At 70.5% G+C, this 16,217-nt stretch carries 17 protein-coding genes; 9 read left to right on the top strand and 8 right to left on the bottom strand.

Annotation, left to right across the window (positions count from 1 at the left end):
- The first annotated feature begins 118 nt into the window (after nt 1–118).
- Nucleotides 119–1,417: an adenylosuccinate synthase gene (locus IEY81_RS13250; RefSeq protein ID WP_189118946.1), complete on the top strand. Its 1,299-nt coding sequence runs from the start codon at nt 119–121 to the stop codon at nt 1,415–1,417.
- 175 nt (nt 1,418–1,592) lie between these two features.
- Complete coding sequence (locus tag IEY81_RS13245; RefSeq protein WP_189118945.1) at nt 1,593–2,420, top strand: putative endonuclease domain-containing protein; 828 nt, start codon at nt 1,593–1,595, stop codon at nt 2,418–2,420.
- A gap of 2 nt (nt 2,421–2,422) precedes the next feature.
- Here IEY81_RS13245 and IEY81_RS13240 read toward each other — a convergent pair whose 3' ends face one another.
- The 3 genes from IEY81_RS13240 to IEY81_RS13230 form a co-directional block, all read right to left on the bottom strand.
- Complete coding sequence (locus IEY81_RS13240) at nt 2,423–2,704, bottom strand: hypothetical protein (RefSeq protein ID WP_189118944.1); 282 nt, start codon at nt 2,702–2,704, stop codon at nt 2,423–2,425.
- Between the two features lie 21 nt (nt 2,705–2,725).
- Complete coding sequence (gene purD / locus IEY81_RS13235) at nt 2,726–4,012, bottom strand: phosphoribosylamine--glycine ligase (protein WP_189118943.1); 1,287 nt, start codon at nt 4,010–4,012, stop codon at nt 2,726–2,728.
- Nucleotides 4,013–4,088: 76 nt separating this feature from the next.
- Nucleotides 4,089–5,303, bottom strand: coding sequence for a DUF4032 domain-containing protein (locus IEY81_RS13230; RefSeq protein ID WP_189118942.1), 1,215 nt, complete (start codon nt 5,301–5,303; stop codon nt 4,089–4,091).
- A gap of 54 nt (nt 5,304–5,357) precedes the next feature.
- Between IEY81_RS13230 and purB the strand changes: the two genes are divergently transcribed.
- The 3 genes from purB (at nt 5,358) to IEY81_RS13215 (ending at nt 8,239) form a co-directional block, all read left to right on the top strand.
- A complete protein-coding gene (gene purB / locus IEY81_RS13225) occupies nt 5,358–6,773 on the top strand; it encodes an adenylosuccinate lyase (RefSeq protein ID WP_444544154.1) in 1,416 nt (471 codons plus the stop codon).
- 50 nt (nt 6,774–6,823) lie between these two features.
- Nucleotides 6,824–7,198, top strand: coding sequence for an NUDIX hydrolase (locus IEY81_RS13220; RefSeq protein ID WP_229787820.1), 375 nt, complete (start codon nt 6,824–6,826; stop codon nt 7,196–7,198).
- Between the two features lie 141 nt (nt 7,199–7,339).
- Complete coding sequence (locus IEY81_RS13215; RefSeq protein ID WP_189118940.1) at nt 7,340–8,239, top strand: oxygenase MpaB family protein; 900 nt, start codon at nt 7,340–7,342, stop codon at nt 8,237–8,239.
- A gap of 4 nt (nt 8,240–8,243) precedes the next feature.
- Here IEY81_RS13215 and IEY81_RS13210 read toward each other — a convergent pair whose 3' ends face one another.
- Nucleotides 8,244–8,561: an antibiotic biosynthesis monooxygenase family protein gene (locus IEY81_RS13210; RefSeq protein ID WP_189118939.1), complete on the bottom strand. Its 318-nt coding sequence runs from the start codon at nt 8,559–8,561 to the stop codon at nt 8,244–8,246.
- Nucleotides 8,562–8,618: 57 nt separating this feature from the next.
- On the opposite strand from IEY81_RS13210, the gene IEY81_RS13205 reads away from it, so the two are divergent.
- Nucleotides 8,619–9,197 carry a putative antibiotic biosynthesis monooxygenase gene (locus IEY81_RS13205; protein ID WP_189118938.1) on the top strand — a complete coding sequence of 193 codons (579 nt, stop codon included), beginning with the start codon at nt 8,619–8,621 and terminating at the stop codon, nt 9,195–9,197.
- An 8-nt stretch (nt 9,198–9,205) separates the two neighbouring features.
- On the opposite strand, the gene IEY81_RS13200 is transcribed toward IEY81_RS13205, so the two are convergent.
- Nucleotides 9,206–9,523 carry an ArsR/SmtB family transcription factor gene (locus tag IEY81_RS13200; protein ID WP_189118937.1) on the bottom strand — a complete coding sequence of 106 codons (318 nt, stop codon included), beginning with the start codon at nt 9,521–9,523 and terminating at the stop codon, nt 9,206–9,208.
- Between the two features lie 86 nt (nt 9,524–9,609).
- On the opposite strand from IEY81_RS13200, the gene IEY81_RS13195 reads away from it, so the two are divergent.
- Nucleotides 9,610–10,818 (top strand): MFS transporter, encoded by a 1,209-nt coding sequence (locus tag IEY81_RS13195; RefSeq protein ID WP_229787818.1) that lies wholly within the window; start codon nt 9,610–9,612, stop codon nt 10,816–10,818.
- Nucleotides 10,819–10,833: 15 nt separating this feature from the next.
- Here the strand turns inward: IEY81_RS13195 and IEY81_RS13190 are convergent, their stop codons facing one another.
- Together IEY81_RS13190 and IEY81_RS13185 are read right to left on the bottom strand one after the other, a co-directional pair.
- Nucleotides 10,834–11,433, bottom strand: a complete 600-nt coding sequence (locus IEY81_RS13190) for a cytidine/deoxycytidylate deaminase family protein (RefSeq protein WP_229787816.1) — start codon at nt 11,431–11,433, stop codon at nt 10,834–10,836.
- An 8-nt stretch (nt 11,434–11,441) separates the two neighbouring features.
- Nucleotides 11,442–12,038 carry an HIT family protein gene (locus IEY81_RS13185; RefSeq protein WP_189118934.1) on the bottom strand — a complete coding sequence of 199 codons (597 nt, stop codon included), beginning with the start codon at nt 12,036–12,038 and terminating at the stop codon, nt 11,442–11,444.
- Nucleotides 12,039–12,188: 150 nt separating this feature from the next.
- Between IEY81_RS13185 and IEY81_RS13180 the strand changes: the two genes are divergently transcribed.
- Nucleotides 12,189–13,097, top strand: a complete 909-nt coding sequence (locus IEY81_RS13180) for a phosphoribosylaminoimidazolesuccinocarboxamide synthase (protein WP_189118933.1) — start codon at nt 12,189–12,191, stop codon at nt 13,095–13,097.
- Between the two features lie 93 nt (nt 13,098–13,190).
- On the top strand, nt 13,191–14,753 hold the full coding sequence (locus IEY81_RS13175) for a long-chain-fatty-acid--CoA ligase (RefSeq protein WP_189118932.1): 1,563 nt from the start codon (nt 13,191–13,193) through the stop codon (nt 14,751–14,753).
- A gap of 214 nt (nt 14,754–14,967) precedes the next feature.
- On the opposite strand, the gene IEY81_RS13170 is transcribed toward IEY81_RS13175, so the two are convergent.
- Nucleotides 14,968–16,188, bottom strand: coding sequence for an MFS transporter (locus tag IEY81_RS13170; protein ID WP_189118931.1), 1,221 nt, complete (start codon nt 16,186–16,188; stop codon nt 14,968–14,970).
- Nucleotides 16,189–16,217: the final 29 nt, after the last annotated feature.

Here is a 16,217-nt window from a genome sequence, read left to right as displayed (position 1 = left end):
TGGTCTTGCCGGGGTTTTCTGCATTTCAGATGGATTCAGCACACACACACTAATTGAATGGTGCGTCGAGCAGCCGCCGGAAGGCGGAGGGACTCCGTCCGCAGCGAAGGAGCAACACATGCCCGCGATCACGATCATCGGAGCCCAGTGGGGCGACGAAGGCAAGGGCAAGGCGACCGACCTTCTCGGTGAGCACGTCGACTACGTCGTGAAGTTCAACGGCGGCAACAACGCGGGTCACACGGTGGTGATCCCCCAGGAGAACGGCCCGAGCGAGAAGTACGCCCTCCACCTGCTGCCCAGCGGCATCCTGACCCCGGGCGTGACGCCGGTGATCGGCAACGGCGTCGTCGTCGACCTCGCCGTCCTCTTCGAGGAGCTCAACGGTCTGGAGGAGCGCGGCGTCGACATCACCAAGCTGAAGCTCTCCGCCAGCGCCCATGTCATCGCCGACTACAACCGCCAGCTCGACAAGGTCACCGAGCGGTTCCTCGGGTCCCGCAAGATCGGCACCACCGGCCGCGGCATCGGCCCGACCTACGCCGACAAGGTCAACCGTGTCGGCATCCGCGTCCAGGACCTCTTCGACGAGAAGATCCTGCGCGGCAAGGTCGAGGGCGCGCTCGAGCTGAAGAACCAGGTGCTCTCCAAGATCTACAACCGCCGCGGCTTCACCGTCGACGCGATCGTCGAGGACCTGCTCTCCTACGCCGACCGCATCGCGCCGATGGTCTGCGACACCGGCCTGCTGCTCCACGAGGCGCTCGACAAGGGCGAGACCGTGCTGCTCGAGGGCGGCCAGGCGACCCTGCTCGACGTCGACCACGGCACCTACCCGTTCGTGACCTCCTCCAACGCCACCTCGGGCGGTGCCTGCACCGGCTCCGGCATCCCGCCGACCCGCATCGACCGCGTGGTCGCGATCGTGAAGGCCTACACCACCCGCGTGGGCGAGGGCCCGTTCCCGACCGAGCTCTTCGACGCCTCCGGCGACTACCTGCGCGACAACGGCCACGAGTTCGGCACCACCACCGGCCGCCCGCGCCGCTGCGGCTGGTACGACGCCGTCATCGCCCGCTACGCCGCCCGCGTCAACGGCGTCACCGACTTCGTCCTCACCAAGCTCGACGTCCTCGGCGGCCTCGACGAGATCCCGGTCTGCGTGGCCTACGACGTCGACGGCGTCCGCCACGACGAGATGCCCGTCAACCAGTCCGACTTCCACCACGCCAAGCCGATCTACGAGATGCTGCCCGGCTGGAAGGAAGACATCTCCGGCGCCCGGTCGTTCGACGATCTGCCCGCCAACGCCCAGGCCTACGTGAAGTACGTCGAGGAGATCTCCGGCGCCCCCATGTCCGTCATCGGAGTCGGCCCGGCGCGGGACGAGACGGTCATCATCAACTCGCTGACCTGAGGTTGTGAAGCTGAGCGTGGCCCATAGATCACGCTCAGCTTCACAGCTCGGCGTTTTCCACAGCCCTCCCTCTTTGGCGTTGCGGCATCCCGTTTCCCGAGGTCTCGTGTTCGCATGAAGGAGCAGGGATGGCGAGCGGTCGCGGCCGCGCAGGCCGGGTTGATCACCCGTCGGGATGACGAGATGGAGCATCGCGCACCGCGTCGCGTCCGAGCGCTGGCAACTGCTGTCGCCGACCGTGGTCGCGACTGTCACCGGCGAGCTCACGGACGAGCAGCGGATCTGGAACGCAGTGCTGCACGCCGGCCCCGGCGCGATGGCCGGTGGGCTCACCGCGGCCTCGCTCGCCGGCCTGAGGAACTGGGATCGGGACCAGATCACCGTCCTCGTGCCGTATGAGCGCGGCCGGCCGAGTGCGCTCGACGGCGTCGGGTTCGTGCGGAGCCGGCGACGGTTGCGATCCGTCGGCTCGCCGCCACGATGCCGCGTCGAGCCGGCGGTGCTGCTCTTCGCCGCCTCCGACCGGTCGGAGCGGTCGGCTCAGGGCGTGCTCGCAGCCGCGGTCCAGCAACAGCTCACCAGCCCGCAGCGCCTGCTGGAGTGGCTGGATCGACTGGCGCCGCTGAGGCGCGCCGCGACGTTGCGACGGGCTGTCGAAGACATCGAGGGAGGTGCTCAGTCGCTTGCGGAGATGGATGTTCGGCGGATGTGCCGCGACCTCGGGCTGGCCAGACCGACGCGCCAGGTGAAGCGCCGCGATGCCGACGGGCGGGTCCGCTACACCGACTGCGAGTGGCGGCTTCCCAGCGGCCGAATCCTCGTGCTGGAGGTCGATGGTGGGTTCCACATGGAGATCGAGCACTGGGAGGACGACCTGGCGCGGCAGCGGGCACTCACCGCCCCCGATCGGATCATCGTCCGCTGCACAGCCCGTGAGCTCCGCGACGAGCCGGAGCGGGTGGGGCGAGACCTGCGTGCGCTGGGCGTGCCGCTCGCGGCGTGAGGTCAGCTCGTCGGGCGTCGGATGGTGATCCGTCCGGCGCGCAGGTCCACCTCGCGGGGACGATCGCCGTCAGGTGAGGGGACCACGTGGCCGATGTTGTCCTGCTCCTTCAGCTCCCGCGCGGCGCGGGCGTTGCCGGGGTCGAAGACGTCGATGAAGCTACCGAGGCCGTCGCCGATACCGGAGGAGACGCCGCGTCGCGACGAGCGGAGGAGCCTGGTTCCTGCCGCGATCATCAGTCCGAGCACGGCGACGACGGCGACGCCGAACACGACCCAGGTCATGTCCGGCAGGCTACGCCTCGCTCAAAGCAGCGAGGCGCCCTCGACGACACCGAGAGGTTCGGCCGCGATGTCGGAACGACGCTGGAGACCGTCGAACGAGATCAGGTCGGCGGCGGCGTACGCCCGCGAGCGCGCGTCGTCGATGTCGTAGCCCTTCGCCCGGACGGCCAGCACGCGGCCGCCGGCAGTGACGAGGTGGCGGTGACCCGGCTCCTCGGGGGTGGAGGCGTCGACGATCGCGGTGCCGGCGTGGATGACGTCGACGTCGTTGACGGAGTTGGCGTTGCCGACGCCGGTGATGAGGTCGCCCTTCGAGGAGGACTCGGGGTAGCCGGCCGAGGCCAGCACGACCGTGACCGAGGCACCGTCGGAGAAGGTCGGCGCCTCGACCGTGTCCAGTGCGCCGGTGGCCGCCGCGAGCAACAGGTCGCCGAGCGAGGACTCCAGGAGCGCGAGCACGGGCTGGGAGTCGGGGTCGCCGAAGCGGCAGTTGAACTCGATCACCTTCGGCCCCTTCGCCGTGAGCGAGAGCCCGACGTAGAGGCACCCGACGAACGGAGCGCCTCGCTTCTCCATCTCGGCCAGGGTCGGCTCGACCACGGTCGCCAGCACGACCTCGGCGAGGTCGGGCTGCGCCCACGGCAGCGGTGAGTAAGCGCCCATCCCGCCGGTGTTGCCGCCCTTGCCGCCGTCGAAGATCCGCTTGAAGTCCTGGGCGGGCTGCAGCGCGTAGGCGCGCGACCCGTCGCAGATGGCGAACAGGGATACCTCGGGGCCGTCGAGGAACTCCTCGATGACGACGCGCTCGCAGGCCGCGGCGTGCGCCAGCGCCTCGTCGCGGTCACGCGTGACGACGACACCCTTGCCGGCGGCGAGCGCATCGTCCTTCACGACGTACGGAGCCCCGAACTCGTCCAGCGCCGCGGCGGCCTCCTCGGGCGTGGTCGCCACCCGCGATCCGGCGGTCGGCACGCCGGCGGCGGACATCACGTCCTTGGAGAACGCCTTGGACCCCTCGAGCCGCGCGGCCGCACCGGACGGCCCGAAGACCGCGATCCCGGCTTCTCGGACGGCGTCGGCGACACCCGCGACGAGCGGCGCCTCGGGGCCGACGACGACCAGGTCCGCACCCAGCTCCTCGGCGAGCGCGGCCACCGCGGGACCGGACATGATGTCGACCTCCCGCAGCGTGGCGAACTCCGCGATGCCCGGGTTCCCGGGCGCGGCGTACACCTCGTTCCCTTCCTGGGAGAGCTTCAGCGCGAGCGCGTGCTCACGACCACCGGTGCCGACGACGAGGATCTTCACGCGCCCACCTTATGCGCGTTCGGGTTGTGAACCCGAGCGTGGTCCATGGGTCACTCTGAGGTTCACGACCCTGCGGTCACTCTTCCGGCGGTGGCGTGACCGCCTCGTCGGGCCGGTGCGCGATGACGTCCTCGTAGTAGGACTCGGCCGCGTTGATGAGCTTGACCCACTCGCCGGCGAACTGGGAGAGCACCCAGCGGTGCTCGAGGATCTCGTGGAACATCTGCGCCGGGGTGAGCTTGGCTGCGGCGCCGGGCGGGCGCATGGCCACGATGGGCTCGTAGATCTCTCGGCGCCAGCGGCTCGCGGCGACCTCGATCGGCAGGTCGCCGAGCTCGCGGGTGGCGCGGTAGGCGGCGATGTCGTTGAGGATCCGCCGCGCCTGGGCGTCCTGGACGTCGAGGCCGGTGAGGTTGCGCAGCTCGCGGCGGTGGTGGCCGAGCTCGACCACCCGCGGCCGGAGGGCGACGGTGTCGCCGTCCTCGCTGGTGGTGATGTCGAGCTCCTCGACGTCGAAGCCGAGGTCGTGGAGGCGCTCGATCCGCTGCTCGATGTGCCACATCTCCTCGGCCGAGAAGACCTGCTCCTCGGTGAGCTCGCGCCACAGCGCGTCGTAGCGGTCCTGCAGCCGTTCGACGATCGCGTCGATCGGGAAGGCCTCCGGCAGCGACTCGCTCGCCTGCAGGTCGAGCAGCTCGCCGTAGATGTTCTGGTAGGCGACGTCGAGGTCGTACTCCCGCAGTCGGTCGGAGAGCTCCTGCTTGAGCTCACCGGTCTCGGCGTCGACCAGGAAGGCGGCGAAGCCGGCGGCGTCGCGCACGAAGAGGACGTTCGAGAGGGATACGTCGCCCCAGTAGAAGCCGGCCAGGTGGAGCCGGACGAGCAGGACGACGAGCGCGTCGATGAGGCTGGGGAGCCGGTCGGCGGCCAGCCCCCGCTCGAAGAGGGCGCGGTAGGGGAGCGAGTAGGTGAGGTGGTCGGTCATCAGCGCGGCGCCGAGCTCCTCGCCGTCGTGGTCCTTGCGGCCGGTGACGACACACTTGGGGACCACCGTCGGCAGGCCGAGGCGCTGCAGTTCGCGCAGCATGTTGTATTCGCGCCGGGCGATGTCGGCCTGGGTCTCCTTGACCGCGTAGACGTTGCCGCGCACCCGCACGATGCGGACGACGTGGCGGCTCAGCCCGCGGGTCAGCGGCACCACGACGTCGTCCGGCCACTCCTCCAGCGGGAGGGACCAGGGCAGGGTGTAGATCGCCGGGTCGGGCCGGCTGGCGAGGATTCGCAGGGCCATACGGTCACGTTAACGGGGTGGGGGCCGGGGCATGGGAGAATGTCGGCCGTGACTGTGGTGCCCAACGTTCTCGCCAACCGCTATGCCGCTGCCGACCTCGCCGGGATCTGGAGTCCCGAGCACAAGATCGTGCTGGAGCGTCAGCTCTGGATCGCGGTGCTCAAGGCTCAGAGGGATCTCGGCATCGACGTCCCCGACGGGGTCGTGGAGGCGTACGAGAAGGTCGTCGACGACGTCGACCTCGACTCGATCGCGGCGCGTGAGCGGGTGACCCGCCACGACGTGAAGGCGCGGATCGAGGAGTTCGCCGCGCTGGCCGGCCACGAGCACATCCACAAGGGGATGACCTCGCGCGACCTCACCGAGAACGTCGAGCAGCTCCAGGTCCTCTCCAGCCTGAAGGTGATCCGAGACCGCGCCGTCGCGACGCTGGCCCGCCTGGCCCGCCTCGCGACCGAGCATGAAGCCACCGTGATGGCCGGCCGCTCCCACAACGTCGCCGCCCAGGCGACGACCCTCGGCAAGCGGTTCGCGACCGTCGTCGACGAGATGCTGGTCGCGCTGCAGCGGGTCGAGGAGCTCATCGCCCGCTACCCGCTGCGCGGGATCAAGGGCCCGATGGGCACCGCCCAGGACATGCTCGACCTGCTCGACGGCGACGAGAGCAAGCTGGCCGCCCTCGAGGAGCGGGTCGCGTCCCACCTCGGCTTCGAGAACGTCTTCACCAGCGTCGGCCAGGTCTACCCGCGCTCCCTCGACTTCGACGCGGTCTCGGCGCTGGTCCAGCTGGTCTCCGGCCCCTCCAACCTGTCCACGACGATCCGGCTGATGGCCGGCAACGAGCTGGTCACCGAGGGCTTCAAGGAGGGCCAGGTCGGCTCGAGCGCGATGCCTCACAAGATGAACTCGCGCTCCACCGAGCGGGTCAACGGCCTCTCGGTCGTGCTGCGGGGCTACCTCTCGATGATCTCCGAGCTCGCCGGTGACCAGTGGAACGAGGGCGACGTCTCCGACTCGGTCGTGCGCCGGGTCGCGCTCCCGGACGCCTTCTTCGCCGCCGACGGTCTCTTCCAGACCTTCCTGACCGTGCTCGACGAGTTCGGCGCGTTCCCGGCCGTCATCCAGCGCGAGCTCGACCGCTACCTGCCGTTCCTGGCCACCACCAAGGTCCTGATGGCCGCCGTCCGCAACGGCGTCGGCCGCGAGGAGGCCCACGAGGCGATCAAGGAGGCCGCGGTCGGCACCGCGCTGTCGATGCGCAAGGGGCAGGCCGAGAACGACGTCTTCGCCAAGCTCGGCGCCGACTCCCGCCTCGGGCTGACCGAGGAGCAGATCCAGTCGCTCGTCGCCGAGCCGATCGAGTTCACCGGAGCCGCGGTGGCGCAGGTCCAGGAGGTCGTACGCCGGGTCGAGGCCGTCACCGCCCGCCACCCCGAGGCCGCCGCCTACGCGCCCGGGGAGATCCTCTGAGCACCGTCGCCGGCTCTGTCTCCGGCCCGGTCGTCGACCCCGTCATCACCGTGGCGGCCGTCGTCTTCCGTGACGCGGAGGGGCGACTGCTGACCGTCCGCAAGAACGGCACCTCCAAGTTCATGCTCCCCGGCGGGAAGCTGGAGCCGGGGGAGTCGGCCGCGGAGGCGGCCGTCCGTGAGGTGGCGGAGGAGCTCGGCGTACGTCTCCGGGTCGAGGAGCTCGCGCTGCTCGGTGAGTTCGAGGGTGATGCGGCCAACGAGCCGGGTCATCTGCTGCGCTCGACGGTCTTCACGTGGGCGGGCGAGGTCGCCCCGGACGCGGCCGCCGAGATCGCGGAGCTGCGCTGGGCGAGTCCCGGCGAGATCGCTGACGGGGCCGAGTTCGCGCCGCTGACCAGGGAGTGCGTCGTACCGGCGCTGTGATCGCGGGTCTCGACAGGCTCGACCTCCGGGGGACAGGGGTCTCGACAGGCTCGACCTCCGGTGGGGGTGGGTTTCGACCGGCTCGGCCTTCGGTGGGACGACGGTCTCGACAGGGGCGACGGCCGACGGGAGACTGTCGGTATGCCGGGGTATTTCGCTGCTGATTCGATGGTGGTCCGTGCGATGCGGCAGCGGGCCGTCGGGCTGACCTGGGGGCAGCGGGCGCTGGTGATCGGCGGTCTGCATCCCCGGCTCTTCGTCGGCACCGCGCAACACACCGCCCACCGGGCGACGCCCTACACCCGGCTGGCGCTGACCGCGCGGCTGATGGAGACGGTCTTCCTCGGCGCCAAGGAAGAGGCCGACCGTGCGCTCGCGTTCACCGCACGCCGCCACGTGCCGGTCGAGGGCACCATGGAGGTCGACGGCGGCCCGGCCCATCCGGTGGGGGCGCACTACTCGGCGGCCGACCCCGGCCTGATGTGGTGGACGGCGGCGTTCGCGCTGGACGCGGTCGAGTTCATGTACGACGCGCTGGTCCGCCCGCTCCGGCCGGACGAGCGCGAGGAGCTCTTCGAGGGGTTCGTGACCTGGGCCGGTCTGTTCGGGATGCCGGCGTCGGCGGCGCCCGCTTCGTACCCCGACTTCCGGCGTCGCTTCGACGCCTGGCTCGCCTCCGACGAGCCGCACCTGGTCGAGGAGGCGCGGCTGGTCGGGCGCCACATCGCCGGCACCGCCGGCTACTACCTGCCCGGTGGCTCGGCGACCTCGGCGACGCTGCGCACCGTCGTCCAAGGCAGCCTTCCGCCGCTGGTCCGGGAGCGCTACCGCATCCCGTGGTCGGACGCGGACGAGGCGAGATGGCGGGCGGTACGCACCGCCAGCCGCCTCGCCCACGGCCGGTTGTCGCTGCTCGGCGCCACGCCGGTGCTGCGCGGGCGGAGCGAGCCGTTCTACAAGGTCGTGCAGAAGGGCGAGCAGGCGCTGGTGCGCCGGGGAGGCGTGAGCATCCCCGGCGTCTCCGACGTCACGCCGGCCTGATCGGCTACGAAGGCTTGACGTCCAGCGCGACCTCGAACTCCAGCAGGTCGGCCCCGGTGGCGACCGGCTTGCGCGGCTCCTCGCCCGGCGGGGTCGCGTGGGCGGCACGGGCGTCACCGTCGCGCCAGGCCGCGAAGGACTCCTCCGAGTCCCACTGCGTCACCACGAAGTAGCGGTCGTCGCCGGCGACCGGGCGCAGCAGCTGGAAGCCGAGGAACCCCGGCGACTTCTCGACGGTGCCGGCCCGCGCCGCGAACCGCTTCTCGAGCTCCGGGCCCGCGCCCTCGGGGACGCGGATGGCATTGATCTTCACCACAGACATACCGCCAACCTATGCGAGGGCTGGGGACGCGAGGGTGGTGACTGCGACGATGGCGGCATGTCAGATCCGGTAACCGTGACCATCGCTCGTCGAGTCTCCGTCGAGCGTCGCGACGAGATGGTCGCCTGGATGCAGGCCGGGATCCGGTTGGCCAGCGAGTTCCCGGGCTTCCTGGGTGCGGGCTGGGTGCGGCCGGCGCCGGAGTCCGACCAGTGGCACCTGCTCTACCGCTTCGACTCCCACGAGACGCTGGGTCGCTGGGACAACAGCCGTCAGCGCGGCTGGTGGCTGGGCGCGGGCGAGCCGTTCGTCGAGGAGACCACCGTCGAGCGGCGTACCGGGATCGAGGGCTGGTTCGACCCGCCCTCCACCTACGACGTCGAGCAGGTCTCCGGCGTCGCGACCGCGCCGCCGCGGTGGAAGCAGACGATCACGATCTTCCTGATGTTCTTCCCGGTGAGTCTGCTCGCGAACTGGGCGCTCGGGCCGCTGGTCGAGGGGTGGGCCCTGCCGCTGAAGGTGCTCGGCGTGATGGCCGTGACGCTCCCGTTCATGACCTACTTCGGGTTGCCGTGGATCACCCGCAACATGGAGTGGTTCCTGCACGGCCGTCCGGCGCCCTGGCGGCGTCGCTAGGCTCGCGGCTACGTCTCGGCGGAGAGCACGGCGTCGAGCAGACCCGGGAACTTCGCGTCGAGGTCCTCGCGGCGCAGCGAGAGTCGCCGGGCGCGACCGTTGGCCTCGTTGCGCACCACCCCGGACGTACGCAGCACCTTCATCAGGTGGGACTTCGTCGACTTCGGCACGTTCGGGTTGCTCAGGTGGCACTCCGCCATGTCGAGAGGTCCGTCGACCAGCTGGCGGGCGATCGCCAGGCGCTCGGGGTCGCTGAGCGCGAAGAGCACACCGGTCAGTGAGATCTCCGACCGCTCAGGATGTGGAAGGTCCGGGGAAGAACTCATGGTTCGATAATAGTTGCACAGTCGAGAGAAGGCACGTACGCTCCTTCGATGGTTTGAAAATCTTCGAACCATTGAAGGGAGTGATGATGTCGACAGAGGTAGTGAGCGGGGCGACGACAGGCGTCCTCGCGGGACGGCGGCTCGGCGCCGGGCTGGCGCTCGGGGCGGTCGTGGTGATGATGGCGGGGGCCAGCGCCCCCTCGCCCTTCTATCCCGGCCTGCAGGTGGATCTGGGGCTCGCGCCCTGGGTGATGACGGCCGTCTTCGCGGTCTACGCGGTCGCGCTGCTGGCCACCCTGCTCGTGGTCGGCTCGATCTCCGACCATGTCGGTCGGCGCCCGGTGGTGACCGTCGGGTTCGTGCTCCTGGCGGCCGGCTTCGCGCTCTTCCGTGGCGCCGACAGTGCTGCGGTCCTCTTCGAGGCGCGGATCCTGCAGGGGCTGGCGAGCGGACTGCTGCTCTCGACCCTCTCGGCCACCGTGACCGACTTCGAGCGGCCCTCACGGCCCGGCTCGGCGGCGATGGTCAACGCCATCGCGCCGACGGCAGGACTCGCGGTCGGTGCCGTCGTCGCCGGGGTCGTCCTGGAGGCCCTCGCGGACGCGCGGCTCGTCGTCTTCGACGCCCTCGTCGTGCTGTCGCTCGTCATCGCGGCGGCGGTCTGGCTCGTGCCGGAGACTGCCCCGCGCCACGAAGGGCTGCTCGCCTCGCTCCGCCCGCGGGTCGCCGTACCGCCCGCGATCCGTGGTCTGCTCGCGCTCAGCGCACCGGCGATCTTCGCCGGCTGGGCCACCGGCGGGCTCTTCCTCTCGCTCGGCGCGGCGATCGTACGCAACGAGCTCGGCGCCACCAGCCACGTCCTCCAGGGGCTGGTGATCGGTGCACTCTCGGGTGCCGGCGCGATCGCCGTCTATCTCTTCCGGGGCCGCACTGCGCGGGCGACGACGCTCTACGGCACGGCGGCGCTGGCCGGCGGCACGGTGCTCAGCCTGCTCGCGCTCGCGAGCGGGTCGGTGGCTGCGTACCTGATCGCGGTGGTCGTCGCCGGCACCGGCTTCGGCACGGCGTTCTTCGGCATCCTGCGCACCATCACCCCGCTCCTGCCGGCCCACGAGCGGGCGGAGGTCTTCGCGGTGATCTTCGTGATCTCCTACCTGGCCTTCGGCATCCCGGCCGTCGTCGCCGGGCTGCTGACGCCGCAGATCGGCCTCGCGGCGACGACCTACGGCTACGGCGCGGTCGTCGCGCTGCTCTCCGCGACCGCCGGGCTGCTGCGCTGGCGCAGCGCCCACTGAGCGGGGTGGGTCCGGTCAGGGGTGCGCGATCGCGCCGCCGCCCTTGTGCTCCTGGTAGGCCGCGGAGAGCTCGTCGTAGGTGCGGCTGATCCGGGCGAGCTGCTCGGCGTCGGCGAGCGGGGTCAGGGCAGTGCTGGCGAAGTAGTCGTTGACGCGGTTGTAGAGGTCCCGGTCCGCGGCCGGAGCGTCCCGGTCGGGGTCGGGCACCGCGTAGACCGCGCGCAGGATCGCCAGGTCGTGCGGGATCGCGAAGGAGTCGGCGGAGTCCTGGTGGCTGAAGAGGTAGGCGAAGGCCGGGAACCCCGACCAGGCGATGCCGGACAGGCACAGCGAGCACGGCTCGTGGGTGGCCAGCAGCAGGCAGTCGGCGGGCGCGGGTCGCTCCTCGGCCTGCAGCTCGAAGAACCGCTTGATGGCATAGATCTCGCCGTGCCACAGCGGGTTCTCGATCTCGTTGTTGGTCTCGGCCACCACCACCGACAGGTCCGAGCGCCGCACGATCGCGGCGCCGAAGATCTTGTTGCCGGTGGCCACCCCGGCACGGGTCCGCGGGACGATCTCCTGCTCGATGATGTCGAGCAGGCGGCGTACGTCGGCCGCGTCGGGAGGGCTCACCGGCCCCATCAGACCAGCGCCTCGCCGCCGTGGGTGGCCAGCTTGCGGGCGACCTCGGCGAGGTCGGCGCGCCAGATCTCCTCGGGTCCGGGCGGCAGGATGTCGTCCCAGTCGGGCGAGAAGCTGCCGCGCACCGAGGGCAGGCCGGCCGTGCGGGCCAGGAACCACATGTGCAGGTGCTCGGCGCCGTCGCCGATGCGCATCGAGTGACAGCGGCCGATGTTGGGCAGGCTCTCGATGATCCGTGCGAGTCGCACGGTGAGGATGCCGAGCTCCGCGGCCTGGTGTTCGTCGAGGTCGGGGAGGTCGTAGTGCTCCACCGGCTCGAGCGAGAGCACCAGCGGGAGACCCGACTGCTTCAGGTGCTTCACCCGCCAGCTCTCGTCGCGCCAGATCACGCCGGGCAGATCCTCGCCGCACAGCTTGCAGTCGACCCCGTCCTCGCCGATCCGCGGCTCCTCGGGGGCGGGCGGGGCGAGCGGCTTCGGCGCGATCGCCCCGTCACGTACGACCCAGGGGAAGATGTCCCACTCGGTCACGCTCGGCGCGGGTAGGTCGCCCTCGGCCTGGACGCGGGCGTAGATCTCATCTGCAGTCTCGGCCATGGCTCGAACGATGCCACAGCGGGCGGAGATGTAACACGCTGTTCGTAGGTCTATCCGGTCGTTCCGATAGGGCGAACAGTCCTACGAACGACGTGTTACCGGAGTTCAGGCGAGAAACGGATCCGAACGTGGATCTCTTAGGCTGATCCCGTGGCTGAACTCAACATCCCGCCGGCGCCGGCGATCCCGGGCGCGAAGCACCTCCACTCGGGCAAGGTGCGCGACCTCTACGAGCTCGAGGAGGGTCCCTACGCGGGCCAGCTCCTGATGGTTGCCAGCGACCGCATCTCGGCCTTCGACCACGTCTTCGACACGGTCATCCCGGACAAGGGCGAGATCCTCACGAAGCTGTCGCTGTGGTGGTTCGAGCAGTTCGAGGACCTGGTCCCGACCCACGTCCTCTCCACCGACGTCCCCGAGTCGGTGGCCGGCCGCGCGGTGGTCGCCCAGAAGCTCCACATGCTGCCCGTCGAGTGCGTCGCCCGCGGCTACCTGACCGGGTCCGGACTGCGCGAGTACGAGTCGACCGGCGAGGTCTGCGGCATCCGGCTTCCCGACGGCCTGGTCGACGGCTCCCGCCTCACCCCGCCGATCTTCACCCCGGCCACGAAGGCCGAGCTCGGCGACCACGACGAGAACGTCACCTACGAGTACGTCTCCAGGCTGATCGGCGAGGACGACGCCGCCGCGCTGCGCCGGCTGACCCTGGACGTCTACCAGCGTGCCGACGAGATCGCGCGGGGCCGCGGCCTCATCCTGGCCGACACCAAGTTCGAGTTCGGTGTGCGCCAGGACGACCTCGGCATCCGCACGATCGTGCTCGCCGACGAGGTGCTCACCCCCGACTCCTCTCGCTACTGGGACGCGAACCAGTGGCACCCCGGCACCGCCATCCCGAGCTTCGACAAGGACGTCATCCGCCGCTGGCTGCTCTCGCCCGAGGCCGGCTGGGACCGGGCCGCCGGCGACCCGCCGCCCGACCTGCCTGCGGAGATCGTCGAGCGCACCCGGGCGAGGTACGTCGAGGCGTACGAGAGGCTGACCGGCCACCGCTTCTGAGGGGTGTGTGGTGCTCGGCGGCGAGACCGTGTTCGTCGCCGGGCTACGCGCGGGTAGGTTGTGATGCGTAACACGCACACCACTGGAGGCCATGTGTCCACGTACAACCTTGCGTCGCTGCTCGAAGACACCGCGACGAAGAACCCGGAGCGCACCGCGATCGTCCTCGGCGACATCCGGCTGAGCTACGCCCAGGTCAACGGCGCCGCCAACCAGGTCGCGAGCCTGCTGGCGAGCAAGGGCATCGGCGCAGGCGACCGGGTCGCTCTGATGAGCCCGAACCTGCCGTACTTCACGATGGTCTACTTCGGCATCCTCAAGGCCGGGGCGACCGTCGTGCCGCTCAACGTGCTGCTGAAGAGCCGCGAGGTGGCCTACCACCTGCAGGACTCCGGCGCGAAGGCCCTCTTCGCCTTCGAGGGCACGCCGGAGCTCGCCATCGGCGCCGAGGCGCATGCGGGCGCGCAGGAGGCCGGGGTCGAGAACCTCTTCCTGATCACCGCCGACCCCACCGCCGCATCGCCGATCGAGGGCGTGACCACGCTCGGCCAGGGCATCGGCACCCAGCCGCCCACCTTCGACACGGTGGCCACCGACGAGGACGACACCGCGGTCATCCTCTACACCTCCGGCACCACCGGGCGGCCCAAGGGCGCCGAGCTGCGCCACCGCAACATGCGCGACAACGCGCTCTCCGGCGGCGACCTCTTCGGTGCCTCGGAGGACACGGTCGACACCTACCTCGCCGTCCTCCCGCTCTTCCACGCCTTCGGTCAGACCGTCGTGCAGAACGGCGCGATCGCCTACGGCGGCACCATCGTGCTGCTGCCCCGCTTCGACGCCTCGGCCGCGCTGGCGACCATGCTCAAGGAGGGCGTCACCTTCTTCGCGGGCGTCCCGACGATGTACTGGGGCCTGCTCGGCGCCCTCTCCGACGACATCGACGTGACCACGCTCGCCAAGAACCTGCGCGTCGCCGTCGCCGGTGGCTCGGCCCTCCCGGTCGAGATCCACAAGGAGTTCGAGAAGCGCTTCGGGGTGACCATCCTCGAGGGCTACGGCCTCTCCGAGACCTCGCCGGTGGCGTCGTTCTCCGTCTTCGGCCAGCCGGTGCGCCCGGGCTCGATCGGCGTACCGATCCCCGGCGTCGAGATGAAGCTCGTCGACCCCGCCTCCTGGGACGAGGTCGAGTGGACCCCCGACGCGATCGGCGAGATCGCGATCAAGGGCAACAACGTCTTCAAGGGCTACTACAACCGCCCCGAGGCCACCGCCGAGGTGCTCACCGAGGACGGCTGGTTCCGCTCCGGTGACCTCGCCAAGCGCGACGAGGACGGCTGGTACTACATCGTCGACCGCGCCAAGGAGCTCATCATCCGCGGCGGTTTCAACGTCTACCCGCGCGAGATCGAAGAGGTGCTGCTCACCCACCCGGCCGTCTCGCTCGCCGCCGTCATCGGCGTCCCGCACGACTCCCACGGCGAGGAGGTCAAGGCAGTCCTCGTCCTCAAGCCCGGCGCCTCCGCCACCCCGGAGGAGATCGTCGCTTGGTCGAAGGAGCAGATGGCTGCTTACAAGTACCCGCGCATCGTCGAGATCGTCGAGGCCCTCCCGATGACCGCGACCGGCAAGATCCTCAAGCGCGAGCTGAAGTAGCTCGGTTCGTACGCCGGCAGGTGCTGGCGATCTTCGGGTCCAGGGATACCCGGTCGACCGGGTATCCCTGGACTTGACGGGCACTGAAACACCCGACAAGTCCACAAAGTGCCCGTCAAGGACCTCCAGCTGTCTCACATGATGGTCATCTCGGTCAGGACGATGCCGGCCGGCGATCAGTCGGTGGCGGCGGACCCCGGCCCGCGAGGCACCCTCAGCGAGTGCGGAAGGTGAGCATCGGGCGCGAGGTCGCACCGATGGCGGCGAGGGCGAGGAGGCAGGCGATGCCCCCGCTGACCAGGGCGAACGAGCCGGAGGTGAGCTGGGCGACCGCGCCACCGCGGAGGTTGCCGACCTCCGGGCCGCCGGCACCGACGATCATCTCGATCGCCGCGGTGCGGCCGCGAAGGTCGTCGGGGACAGCGAGCTGGACCAGGGTGCCGCGGGTGACGACGCTGACCGAGTCGGCCGCGCCGGCGACCGCGAGCAGTGCGAGGCAGAGCCAGGGCGAGGTGACCACACCGACGAGGCCGAGAGCGAGCCCCCACACGGCGGCGGCCCCGATCGTGATCACGCCGGGGCGGCTGCGCCGGGTGAACGAGCCCGAGACGAGCGAGGCGGCGACACCGCCGACCGCGATGGCGGTCAGGAAGAGCCCGAGCGTACGCGGGTCGCCACCGAACCTCTCCTCGTTGACCAGCGGGAACAGGCTCACCGGCATCGCCAGGACGGTGGCTGCCAGATCGACGAGCAGCACGCCGCGTACGACGGGCTGGGTGGCCGCGAACCGCAGCCCGTCGAGGACACCACCGCCGCCGGTGCGGGTCACGGGGGCGAGCGCGGGGAGACCGACGACGCCGAGGAACCCGGCAGCGAAGGAGGCGGCGTCGAGTGCGTACGCGATCTCCAGGCCGGCATAGCCGATGACCAGCCCGCCCAGCGCCGGGCCGAGGAGCACCGCCCCCTGGAATCCGAGCCGGTTGAGGGCGAGGCCGGCGGCGACCTGGTCGGCGGGGAGCAGGCGCGGGATCAGGCCCAGGCTCGCCGGGGTGGCGACCGCGCCGGTGGCGGCCATCAGGGCGACCAGCACGAGCACGGGACCGAGAGAGGACGCCGAGGTGCCCAGCCAGAGAGCCTGCGTCATCAACAGCAGCGCCAGCACCAGCTGGGTCACGTTGGTCGCCAGCAGGATCGAGCGGCGGTCGGCGCGGTCCGCGATCGAGCCGCCCCAGAGGCCGACGACGAGCATCGGGACGAGCTCGGCGATCGCGACGCTGCCGGACCACAGCGGGCTGTGGGTCGCCTCCCAGACCTGGTACATCACTGCCAGGACCGTGAGCTGCCCACCGATCCCGGAGACTGCGCGCCCGATGAAGAAGCGACGGAACGCCGGCGACGTACGCAGCGGCGTGATGTCGATCAGCAGTGAGCGCACGAGGAGCGATCGTAAAGACGGCGATGACC

This window comes from Nocardioides luteus (assembly GCF_014648595.1).
Classification (GTDB): Bacteria; Actinomycetota; Actinomycetes; order Propionibacteriales; family Nocardioidaceae; genus Nocardioides; species Nocardioides luteus.
The sequence above is the reverse complement of the archived record's forward strand: the minus strand, read 5'-3'. Positions and strand labels throughout refer to the sequence as shown.